Genomic DNA, 12,186 nt, shown 5'->3' on the forward strand with positions numbered 1-12,186 from the left:
AATAAGTAGGATAGTAAAGTCGTATGAGTGATATCCAAGATCCGCTAACTGTATTGCAGCACCGTGCGCAGCAACGCCAAATTCTAGCGATGATGGGCATCAATCAGTGGATACAGCCTGAATCAAAAACCATCAATATTGCTGATATTGCTATGGATATAGCGAGTCAATCAAACGCTGAATATTTGAGCATTGACCAGCCTAGTACTACGTTACCTAATACAGAATATCTAGGCGATGAGTATCCAAACGTTGGAGCGCCAAGCGCTCAATCAGTCGCTACTGAGGTGCCGATCAACATATCTATTGGTACAGCTAGGAATATGGATGAGCAGTTCACAGAGACTCAGACTATCAATGAGCAAAGTCCAGTCACTTATAGTTTTGACCGTTTAAGTTCAGATACGCCTGATAATGAAAGCGCTACTATATCACCAGCCAATCGCACCGCCAGTAGCTTTATAGATGAGGCGGTGCAGTCAGCCACTGCGCCTGTTCTTGAGCGTCATGTTGATCAAAACACGCATAATGAAAGCCAAAAAAAGGTCGCGCCTTTTACTTTACAAGGTGGACGCTATGGCGACTGGGTCATACTGGTGGATATCCAAGCACTCACTAGCGACAGTCAAAAATTGTGGAAAAATATCACAAGCGCGCTATCAATATCCTGTGAGACGACATCATTTCCAATCTGTGAAGGGATGGATACTGCTGAGCTTGCCAACGCTAGTCTTGCAGGTTATGTGTTTAGAATGGGTCGAAGCGAAGAAATAAAAGTCGCAGCGCTGACCGTATTACCGGATGGTATCGAACATCCTACGCTGACAGTGGTGCCGATATTAGATGATATGCTAGAAGACAGCGGTTTAAAGCGCAAACTGTGGAATCAGATAGCTCTCTGAGTTATAGTACAGCCAACCTGCCTTATCAAAAATTTACTGTATTAACACACGTTTTTCTCAACAAACTGAAGTAAAGTATTCCCCTTTATTTCATTATATCTAGGACTGTGATTATGCCTACCAACCCAACATCTACTCCCTCTTCAAACACAACCGCGCCGCGCCGCGTACCCAATTTTTGTGCTGGGCCCGCCACCATGCCAACATCAGTGCTCGAGCATGCCCAGAGCGAATTGCTTGACTGGCAAGGTCGCGGCGTATCGGTCATGGAAGTGAGCCATCGCAGCAAAGAGTATATAGCGATTACTGACAAAGCGGAAGCTAAGCTACGCTCGCTAATGGAAATACCAGATAACTATAAAGTACTGTTTTTGCAAGGTGGTGCTAGCTTACAGTTTTCTGCGATTCCATTGAATCTATTAAATGGTGGCCGCGGCGATTATTTGACGACAGGGGCATGGTCAGGCAAGGCAATCAAAGAAGCAAAACGCTATGAAGCACTTGGTCTGGGCGAGATTAATTTGGTCGCGACAGGTAAAGACAGTAATTTTACAGATGTGCCAGCCATAAGTGAGTGGAATATCAGTGAAGGTGCGGCTTATTTTCACTACTGCGCCAATGAAACCATTCATGGCCTGCAGATATTTGAGCCACCACAAGTCGATGCACCCATCATCGCTGATATGTCCTCTTGTATCTTGTCACAGCCAATAGATGTGTCTAAGTTTGGCATGATCTACGCGGGTGCACAAAAGAACATCGGCCCTGCAGGTCTGGTCATTATTATTGTCCGTGAAGATTTGTTGGGTAAGGCCAGCGAATGGTGCCCTATGCTGCTGAATTATGAGCATCAAGCTGATAAAGAATCCATGTCGAACACGCCAGCAACGTACTCTTGGTATTTAGCAGGATTGGTGTTTGATTGGCTAGAAGAACAGGGCGGCGTGGCTGCTATCGGTAAAATCAACCAGCAAAAAGCAGACTTGCTCTATAAGACCATCGATGACAGCAGTTTCTATAACAACCCAGTTGCCACTGAGTACCGCTCTATCATGAATGTACCGTTTACTTTAGCAGACAGCAGTCTGGATAAAGTATTCTTGGCAGAATCAGAAGAAGCTGGGTTACTCAACCTAAAAGGGCATCGCGATGTGGGCGGTATGCGTGCTAGCATTTATAATGCCGTGCCACTTGAGTGGGTACAGCAGTTGGTCGATTTTATGATAGCGTTCGAAAAGAAGCATGGCTAAGCGAGTGGGCAACCCCTCGGCTATAAGCTTTCAATAAAGCTTTAGGATGCAGTCATGTACAAAAAAAGCGTAACTGATAACGGTTGCGCTTTTTTTATGAGGTCAATAATGCAGGAAGCATAAGACATAACCTAGCAAACCATTAGGTGAGACAGCCCAACTTTGTTATGATAAAGTTTTGCACTCAGGCTGTTTTTCCGTCAGTATTCTTGTTTTGATCCCCAAATTGGTTGGCATAAAGGTTTGTGATAACACCATGATAAAAAACGCCCTATCAAAATCTGTGTTGCTAATCCTCACTGTCAGCTGGCTGCCAAGCAGTATCGCTGCACCTATCACCACATCAGCGCTTGGTCACAACAGTCCAACAGCATATATCGATGCGCCTTATCTGCCATATGCCAATCCACAGGCACCATCAGGCGGTACTTTGTCATTAGATACTCGTGGTACATTCAATAGTGCCAACAAGTGGATGACCACTGGTGTAGCCATGATTGGCACTGACTATCTCTATGATACCTTGATGACGGGCTCATTGAATGAAGCCTTTACCATGTATCCGCAGCTGGCAAGCAAGGTGACGTATGATCCAGAGGATACCAGTTGGATTGTCTATCATTTGAATCCTGCCGCTCGCTTTTGGGATGGAACGCCAGTGACCAGTCGTGATGTCAAAGCGACGTATGAGGCCATATTAAACAAAGGCCCCATGTATATTCGCAGTTATTTGGGCGATATCAAAGACATCCAAATCATTGATGAGCAGCAAGTAAAGTTTGTTTTTAAGTCTACTGAGAATAAAGAGATTTTACTGACCGTTGGACAGTTTCCTATTTTTGCCAAATCTTCAATCGACGCTAACTTTGAAAAAATCACCTTAACACCATTGATGGGTAGTGGCCCTTATAAACTAGGGCGTGTTGATGCTGGTCGTTCGGTAAGCTACATACGTGACCCTAACTATTGGGGCCGTGATTTGATGGTCAACCGTGGTCGTTATAACTTTGATATGATTAAATTTGTGTATTATCAAAGTGATGAGATTGCCTTTGAGGGCTTTAAATCTGGCCAGTACCGCTTTCGTCCTGAAAACAAAGCATCGAACTGGGTAACAGGTTATAATTTTCCTGCCGTCACGGCAGGTCTGATCAAAAAAGAAGCGATTGCCAGTCAAAACCCCGTGCCGATGCAAGGCTTGGTCATGAATATGCGTCGCCCAATTTTTCAAGATATTAGAGTGCGTCAAGCGCTGACAGCCGCGTACGATTTTGAGTGGATGAACAAGACTTTATTTCATGGGCAATATGAGCGATTACAAAGCTTCTTTCATGGCTCAGAGCTGGCAGCAACTGGCACACCCTCTGACAAAGAGATGCAGGTGTTAACGCCTTTATTGTCTGAGCTTGAACCGATTCAACGTAACGCGACATTAGCTGAGTGGCATCTACCCACCAGTGATGGGAACGGCTTTAATCGTCAAGGGTTATTAAAGGCGCGCCAGCTATTGCTAGAGGCTGGGTTTTATTATGAAGATATGAAGCTGTATCAGCCTGACGGAACGTTGGCTCAGATTGAAGTTCTCATGACAGGTGAGACCATGGGACGTGTATTGCTGCCTTATATTCGCAACCTAAAGCGCTTGGGGTTTGATGTCTCTTTGCGCCAAGTGGATGGCCCACAATACTATGAGCGTATGCGCCGCTTCGATTATGATATGGTCGTTGATGTGTTTGCCCAAAGTCTGTCTCCTGGCGCTGAGCAAGCGGCATTTTGGGGCAGCGCTGCGGCTGATGAACCGGGTAACCATAATAGCGTTGGTATCAAAAATGTTGCCATTGATCGGGTGGTTAAATCACTTGGTAATGCCAAAAATCGCGACGATATCGTGTTGTACACACAAGTGCTTGATCGCCTGCTGCGAGCCGGTCATTATGTCGTACCCTTGTATGGCAAATCTGGCACCAACGTCGCTTATTGGGATCAATACCGTCATACTGAAAACCTACCATCAAATGCCGTCGGCATCGACTATTGGTGGGTGGATAAAGAAGCAGAAAAACGTGTTAATCAGTATCTGAAACAGTGATTAATACTCAACATACTGACCAGTGCTCAAAATAGTGCTTAATACTCAAAACAGTATTCTACGCTTAAGATAGCAAACAGAAGCGTCTGTAAATTATGAATATTCCCTAGTAAAGATATCAGTAATAAAAATAACAACCAGTAAGGATGTAAAATGACTATCCGTATTCACCCAATCAAAGCCTTTAATGACAATTATATTTGGACATTAATCAATGATAATAATAAACAAGCCATTGTCATTGATCCTGGTCAAGCCCAGCCAGTGGTGGATTACTTAGAGATCAACGAGTTAGAGCTGACCTCTATTTGGACCACACATCATCATCATGATCATATCGGCGGTGTCGCAGAGTTACAGGAGTCGTATCCGATGACTCATTTGGTCGCACATAGTGAGCATGGCGTTGATGAAGATCAAACCATAAAGGATGGTAGCACGGTGAGTGCATGGGGCTGCTCTGCGCAAGTCTGGGATGTATCAGGGCATACCGCTAGCCATATGGCCTATATCTTAGATATAGATGGGCAAAAGCACTGCTTCTGCGGTGATACGTTGTTTAGTGCAGGTTGCGGGCGTGTGTTTACTGGTACGATTGAGCAATTGCATGAGAGCTTTAAACGTTTGAACGGCTTGCCTCATGAGGCGCTACTGTATCCTGCGCATGAGTATACAGCGAGCAACCTGCGTTTTGGTCTGTCTATTGAACCTGTCAACGTAACGATGCAGCAAGCCTTAGCACAAGCAGAGGCGCAAACTGAACAAGGTCTGCCAACACTGCCAGTGACACTAGAGCATGAGCGTGCAATAAATGTGTTTTTACGTACGCAAGAGCCGAGCGTGATTGCAGGGGTGAAATCCAAAATGCCTATCGACGATGAGAAGTCATTAACGGTGTTTGCGGCATTACGTGAGCTGAAAAATAACTTTTAAAAATGTTTTTGTACGCCTCTTCAACACAAAGCAATCCGCTGCTAAACGTCATTGCTATCTCTCTTTATTTAGGAAGTCGCCATTATGGGTCGTTATATCTTAAAAAGACTGCTATTGATATTGCCGACACTATTTTTGATATTGCTTGCTAACTTTGTGATTGTACAAGCAGCACCTGGCGGGCCAGTTGAGCAGCAGCTTGCACTCATTGAACAAGGCGCAAAAGACAAAGCACTCGGTGGCAATATTGGCGCGGGCAGTGCAGGGGGTAACGACAGCACTTACCAAGGCACGCGTGGTCTTTCTGATGAAATGGTCGCTGCCATTAATGCTCAATATGGCTTTGATAAGTCTGCCCCAGAGCGATTTTGGCTGATGCTGAAAAACTACGTACGGCTGGATTTTGGTGAGTCGTTTTTTAAAGGTCAATCCGTGACCGAACTGATTGTAGAGAAACTGCCTGTTTCAATCTCGCTTGGACTATGGAGTACGCTGCTCATTTATATGATTGCCATTCCACTGGGTGTTTACAAAGCCATGCATCATGGCTCAGGCATTGATAAAGCCACGGCAATGCTGCTTGCGATTGGGCATGCAATACCGGTGTTTGTCTTTGCAGTGATATTGCTAGTGTTTTTCGCTGGTGGCAGCTACTGGAACATTTTTCCACTGCAAGGGCTCACGTCCGAAAACTTCGATCAGCTAAGCGCGCTTGGTAAAGTAAAAGATTATTTTTGGCATTTGGCATTGCCACTGCTGGCAAGTACGGTGGGCGGTTTTGCGGGTCTGACGTATTTGACCAAATTCAGCTTTTTAGAGGAGCTTGGCAAGCAGTACGTGCTGACTGCTCGTGCCAAAGGTTTGGGTGAGCGCCAAGTACTATATGGCCATGTATTTCGTAATGCGATGTTGATTATCATTGCAGGTATTCCAGCGGCTATCGTTGGTATTTTCTTTGCGGGCAACTTTTTGATTGAGATTATCTTTAAGCTTGATGGCTTGGGTTTGCTTGGTTTTGAGGCCATTCAGCAACGCGATTATCCCGTGATATTTGGTACGCTATTTATCTTTACCTTAGTCGGGCTATTGCTGCAATTAATCAGTGATTTAAGCTATCACCTCATTGATCCTCGTATTGATTTTGAGGGGCGGTAATCAATGTCAAATAAAATAGCTGATCAATCGTCATTCTCGACTTTATCTTCTGTGTCGACTAATAAAAAACGTCGTTTAAATCCTATTTGGCAGGCGCGTCTAAATCGATTTCGCCAAAATCGGCTTGGAATGGTGTCGCTGTTTGTCTTTGCAGTGATATTTGTCATTTGTATGGCGGCCAATGTGATTGCCAATGACAAACCTCTACTGGTGCAATATCAAGGCGACTATTATTTTCCGGTCGTCAAAGCCTATCCTGAGACGACTTTTGGTGGGGTGTTCGAGACTGAAACCAACTATAAAGACCCTGCCGTGCAGACGCTGATTGATGAGCAAGGGTTTTATGTGATGCCGCCCATTCCCTTTGCCGATCAAACGCCAAATGTTGAGTTGGGTCTACCGTATCCTGCGGCACCCAATAGCCAGAACTGGCTTGGTACAGATGACCTAGGGCGCGATGTGTTGGCAAGAATACTGTATGGATTACGCGTGTCGCTGCTGTTCGGTTTGGCCCTGACGCTCGCTGGTGCCTTGATTGGTATTATTGTCGGCGCGGTACAAGGCTACTATGGTGGTTGGGTCGATCTGGCAGGTCAACGGTTTATGGAAGTGTGGGGCGGTATGCCTCAGCTGTTTATGATTATTATTTTGGTCAGCTTATTTAGTCCCAGTATCACCATGTTATTTGCGTTGATGTTGCTATTTGGCTGGATGGGACTGGTTGGTTTGGTACGAGCAGAATTCTTGCGGGCTCGTAACTTTGACTATGTGCGCGCTGCACGTAATCTGGGTGTTTCGGACAGCCAAATCATGCTCCGGCACATCTTGCCCAATGCTTTGGCCTCAAGCTTGTCACAATTACCATTTATCTTAACCGCCAATATCATTGCGCTAACCGCATTGGACTTTTTGGGCTATGGATTGCCGCCTGGTTCGCCCTCACTGGGTGAGCTGATGGTACAAGGCAAAAACAACCTTGATGCACCTTGGCTTGCTTTATCAGGATTCTTTAGCTTGATCTTTATTTTGTCATTGCTCATCTTCGTCGGTGAAGCACTGCGTGATGCATTTGATCCGAGGCGCTCTTGATATGACCGAAAATACTATTGCCCCTGAGCAAAAAAACGCGCCAAATGACAGTGTCAATCATGTACAAGATAAGCTCATGCTAACCGTAGACAAGCTCACTATTACGACGACTACAGGCGTTCAGTTAGTCGATGGGCTGTCTTATGAGCTAAGACAGGGTCAGACTCTGGCCATCGTGGGAGAGTCAGGCTCTGGCAAATCCATTGCCAGTCTTGCGCTACTCGGTCTACTACCAGAGAGTTTAACCATCACAGGTGACGTTCAGTTAGCAAGCACATCAGATATGTCCAAATTACCGATAGCAAATAATAAGTCACGCAATACTGCGCTACGGTCTATTCGTGGTCAGCGGATTGGCATGGTTTTTCAAGAGCCGATGACCGCTTTAAATCCACTACATACGGTCGCTAAACAAATCGCTGAATCACTGCGTTTAAGCGGCGTACCCAAAAAGCAATGGCGAGAGACTACCATCTCTTTGCTAGAGGACGTCAATATCTCGGACCCTGTAGATAAGCTTAGTCGCTATCCGCATGAACTCTCCGGTGGTCAGCGTCAGCGCGTGATGATCGCAATGGCATTGGCGCAGCAGCCTGATATATTGATTGCTGATGAGCCGACTACAGCGCTTGATGTTACTCTGCAGCATGAGATTTTGGCACTATTGAATGATCTCAAGTGTCAGCACAATATGGCGATGATACTCATCAGCCATGACCTCAATCTAGTCAGGCGCTATAGTGATGAGGTCATCGTTATGCGCCAAGGGCAGACGGTTGAACAAGGTCAAACCGCGACTGTGTTCGCACATCCGTCAGCCGATTATACTCGCACGCTTATTAAGCAAGACTTTGGCAAAGCGCTGACTTTGATCAATGCTGACGTAGACCAATCCCCCAATGTATTGCAGGTAAAAGGGCTTACCGTACGGTTTCCGATTGAAAAAAGTCTATTTGGCACGACCAAGCGCTGGTTTGATGCCGTCAAAGATGTCGATATGATACTGTCAAAGGGACGGGCATTGGGTATCGTTGGTGAGTCAGGCTCTGGCAAAACCACGATGGCACTTGCGCTTAGCCAGTTGCTCAGTAATCAAGCTGATGTGACAGGACAGATAGTCGTCAATGGGCAAGATATCGCAGCGCTTTCCAAAAAAGATCTACGCGCCTTTCGCTCGCAAATTCAGATGGTATTTCAAGATCCATTTGCCAGTATCAACCCTCGCATGACGGTCATGCAGATTGTAGAAGAGGGACTACTGGTACAAGGCGTGGGTAAGGCGGCGCGCCAGCAGGCCGTGATGGAGAGTCTGACCACTGTACATCTGCCTATCGCGTTCGCAGAGCGTTATCCGCATGAACTGTCAGGGGGACAACGTCAACGTGTGGCATTGGCACGCGCTTTGATTATGCAGCCAAGCTTGCTTATATTGGATGAGCCTACCTCGGCGCTTGACAGTACTACCCAAGTCACAGTGGTCAACTTGCTACGAGAAATTCAAGAAAAAATGAACATCAGCTATGTGTTTATCAGTCATGATCTCAAAGTAGTGCGCGCACTGTGTCAGCATATTATGGTATTAAAACAAGGTGTGTGTGTGGAGTCGGGGCACACCGAGGATATCTTTACTCAACCGCAGCATCTGTATGCCAAGCAATTATTAGAGGCGAGCAGTGCACAATAATAGCGACATACCAAAAACGTCAGTGGTACAATCAGTCTAAACGCCGATCTATAATCGGTTCTGTTACACACATATTTATCTAGTCTGATATCGGCAAGCATTAATGAGGCATCACCAGCTGATTAAAGCGGTTGTTATCGCGGTTAAAATCATCATTGAAAAGGATTTTGTGCCCATGAAAAAACAAAGTAGCAAACTCAGTCTCCAGTATGCGGGTTATTTGGCAATTGCCAAGACTCGTGCCAAAGTACTCAAAGCCGTCTCTTATGTGATACCTATCAGAAGACCAATGCTGTTCGTTGGTGAGTCTGCTTGTGACGAGCTATGTGACATGCTCATCAATGAAGGCAATACCAATGTGTTTATCGTCACTGATGCCGTACTAAACAAGCTGGGCATACCTGCCAAAATCACCGATTATCTCGACGCAAAAAACATCAATTACCATGTCTATGATGGTATCACGCCAGATCCTACTTTTAGCGTCGTTGAAGAAGGACTTCGCCAATCGATAGCCGCCAATTGCGATTCTATTATCGCCATTGGTGGCGGTTCAGTGATTGATGCGGCCAAAATGATCGCCATGTCTCAAGGCAATAAGTGCAAACCTCAGCAACTGATCGGTATTCTCAAAGCAAGAAAGCCTGCGACTCCTTTATACTGCGTACCAACGACGGCTGGTACAGGCTCAGAGGCCACGCTTGGTGCAGTAGTGTCCGATGACAAGACACATCAAAAAGCATTGTCTATCGATCCAAGAATGGTACCGTTAGCGGCAGCAATTGACCCTGTGATCATGAAAGGCATGCCAGCGCACATCACAGCGGATACTGGTATTGACGTACTGACCCATGCATTAGAGGCGTGGATGAGCGCCAATGCAAGTGTGGAAACAGACTACTATGCAGCCTCTGCTGTCAAATCTGTCATGCACTATCTACCACTGGTATACAAAGACGGCGGCAATCTAAAAGCAAGAGAGGAGATGGGTGTAGCAGCGCATTACGGTGGTATCGCCTTTAACAAAGCAGGTCTAGGTTATGTGCATGCCATCGCTCACCAATTAGGGGCGTATTATAGTATTCCTCATGGCCGCGCTAATGCTATCGTCTTGCCTTACGTGCTTGATGTCAATCGTAAAGGAAGTAAAAAACGACTGGCAGCACTGGCAAAGAGAACCGGTATGGTGCAGGATGGTCAAGCTGGTAATGGCGACAGCGAAATAGCAGATCATCTTGTCGCACAAGTCAGAGGTTTGATTGCAGATTTAAACATTGATCCGACAGTTGGCGGCATGCAAACCAGCGATTTTGATAGTATTGCAAAAGCCGCTGCAAAAGAAGTTAGCGACACCTATGCCGTCCCAACCTATCTCTCAGCATCTGAAATCAAAGAAATCTTAACGAAGATTAAGCAGGCAAGTGACGAGCATTCTAATAAGGATACTCAAAAAGCATCATAATCTTCTGTTTGCATTGACAGACTGACGATAAATAAAAGCCCATCGCTCTTTTGAGGATGGGCTTTTTCATTACACTAAAGGTAATAGAGTTTTTTACAACCTCTGCTTTGACTTTATATGTTGTCCATAATCTTCACATGCTAGCTATACTAAAGTAAATGATAACCCTCATTTCATCGTTTAATTTATCTTGTGATTACACTCAGTTGATAAAAATTATCTTAATAAATTGTAAATATGTAACAATGCAGGAATGTTGCGGTGACACATATGCATTACGATGATTAAATGATATTAAGTATTAAATGAGATTACCCTTAGGAGAGCATTATGAGTCGTATATTATCCTCTAGAGTAGCAGCTATCGTTGTCATGGCAAGCAGTGTATTTTATGCAGGCTGTGCCTCCACTGAAAGCAATACTACTGTAAAAAATGCAATGGCACCGAACCCTTATGCACCTACAACCCCTGGATTGGCTGTGGCAACAGTGGCTGGTGGGTGTTTTTGGTGTGTTGAAGCAGGTTATGAGAAAATACCGGGTGTGGTAGAAGTGGTTTCTGGCTACACTGGTGGCAACACTGAAAACCCGACCTATAAAGAGGTGTCAGCAGGTGGTACTGGTCATACAGAAGCTGCGCAAGTATATTATGATCCTAAGAAAATTACTTATAACGGTATCGTGCAAGCTTTATGGCGCATCGCAGATCCCACTGATGACAAGGGTCAGTATGTAGACCGAGGCACGCAGTATCGTCCCGCTATTTTTTATAACAATGCTCAAGAAAAACAGATAGCGGAAGCTGCCAAGCAATCACTGCAAGATTTGGGGGTGTACAAAAAGCCAGTTGTGATAGAAATCGTTCCTGCCAGTGCCTTCTATCCGGCAGAAGAGTATCATCAAGATTACTATAAAAAGAATCCGCTACGCTATAAGGCATATACGTTCAATTCGGGTCGCTACCAATTTATCGAGAGCGTCTATGGCAAAGATTATGAGCTTGACTTCAGTCAATTCAGACCTACTGCCGATAGTGCACAGAAAACGGTCGCGAGCAAAATGCCTATCGCAAGCACAAAGGCAGGTACTGGCTTTAATCCAAATACGTTTATCAAACCATCACAAGATGAGCTAAAAAAATCGCTCAGTGATATTCAGTATAAAGTCACTCAAAAAGAAGGTACCGAGCGCGCTTTTGATAATGAGTACTGGGACAATAAAGCACCTGGATTATATGTCGATGTCGTATCAGGTGAGCCGCTGTATTCTTCTCGTGATCAATACAAGTCTGGAACAGGCTGGCCGAGCTTTACCCGTCCATTGAATGCTAACTTGGTTGTAGAAAAGCCAGATAGAGGAATATTTGGAACCCGTACTGAAATCCGCAGTGTTTATGCAGATTCACACGTGGGGCATGTATTTGATGACGGCCCAGCACCAACAGGTAAACGTTACTGCATGAATTCTGCGGCAATGCGCTTTATTCCACTGGCACAGATGGAAGCTGAAGGTTATGGTAATTGGGTAGATGATGTAAAGCCAGCTGCTTAATATTAATTTATTAATACAAAAAAACGCTCACTATTGTCTGAATGACATAGTGAGCATTTTTTTGCCTAATA

Annotated in this window: 9 protein-coding genes; all 9 read left to right on the forward strand. The window is 45.2% G+C overall.

Features of this window, described 5'->3' with window-relative positions:
• Positions 1 to 23: 23 nt before the first annotated feature.
• The 9 genes from IP510_RS08260 (at position 24) to msrA (ending at position 12,115) form a co-directional block, all read left to right on the forward strand.
• The gene (locus IP510_RS08260; protein ID WP_194364311.1) at positions 24 to 902 is read left to right on the forward strand and encodes a hypothetical protein; all 879 of its coding nucleotides are present in this window, start codon (positions 24 to 26) and stop codon (positions 900 to 902) included.
• A gap of 113 nt (positions 903 to 1,015) precedes the next feature.
• Positions 1,016 to 2,152 carry a 3-phosphoserine/phosphohydroxythreonine transaminase gene (gene serC / locus IP510_RS08265; RefSeq protein WP_194364312.1) on the forward strand — a complete coding sequence of 379 codons (1,137 nt, stop codon included), beginning with the start codon at positions 1,016 to 1,018 and terminating at the stop codon, positions 2,150 to 2,152.
• A gap of 256 nt (positions 2,153 to 2,408) precedes the next feature.
• Positions 2,409 to 4,241 (forward strand): extracellular solute-binding protein, encoded by a 1,833-nt coding sequence (locus IP510_RS08270; RefSeq protein WP_194364313.1) that lies wholly within the window; start codon positions 2,409 to 2,411, stop codon positions 4,239 to 4,241.
• A 153-nt stretch (positions 4,242 to 4,394) separates the two neighbouring features.
• Positions 4,395 to 5,174 (forward strand): hydroxyacylglutathione hydrolase, encoded by a 780-nt coding sequence (gene gloB, locus IP510_RS08275; RefSeq protein WP_194364314.1) that lies wholly within the window; start codon positions 4,395 to 4,397, stop codon positions 5,172 to 5,174.
• 84 nt (positions 5,175 to 5,258) lie between these two features.
• Positions 5,259 to 6,329: a microcin C ABC transporter permease YejB gene (gene yejB / locus IP510_RS08280; RefSeq protein ID WP_194364315.1), complete on the forward strand. Its 1,071-nt coding sequence runs from the start codon at positions 5,259 to 5,261 to the stop codon at positions 6,327 to 6,329.
• A gap of 3 nt (positions 6,330 to 6,332) precedes the next feature.
• Complete coding sequence (locus IP510_RS08285) at positions 6,333 to 7,418, forward strand: ABC transporter permease (RefSeq protein ID WP_227669599.1); 1,086 nt, start codon at positions 6,333 to 6,335, stop codon at positions 7,416 to 7,418.
• 1 nt (position 7,419) lies between these two features.
• On the forward strand, positions 7,420 to 9,102 hold the full coding sequence (locus IP510_RS08290) for a dipeptide ABC transporter ATP-binding protein (protein WP_194364316.1): 1,683 nt from the start codon (positions 7,420 to 7,422) through the stop codon (positions 9,100 to 9,102).
• A 175-nt stretch (positions 9,103 to 9,277) separates the two neighbouring features.
• Positions 9,278 to 10,564 (forward strand): iron-containing alcohol dehydrogenase, encoded by a 1,287-nt coding sequence (locus tag IP510_RS08295; protein WP_194364317.1) that lies wholly within the window; start codon positions 9,278 to 9,280, stop codon positions 10,562 to 10,564.
• Positions 10,565 to 10,894: 330 nt separating this feature from the next.
• Positions 10,895 to 12,115, forward strand: coding sequence for a peptide-methionine (S)-S-oxide reductase MsrA (msrA, locus tag IP510_RS08300; RefSeq protein ID WP_194364318.1), 1,221 nt, complete (start codon positions 10,895 to 10,897; stop codon positions 12,113 to 12,115).
• The last annotated feature ends 71 nt before the right edge of the window (positions 12,116 to 12,186 follow it).

It is taken from the genome of Psychrobacter sp. NG254 (assembly GCF_015277735.1).
Taxonomy (GTDB): Bacteria; Pseudomonadota; Gammaproteobacteria; order Pseudomonadales; family Moraxellaceae; genus Psychrobacter.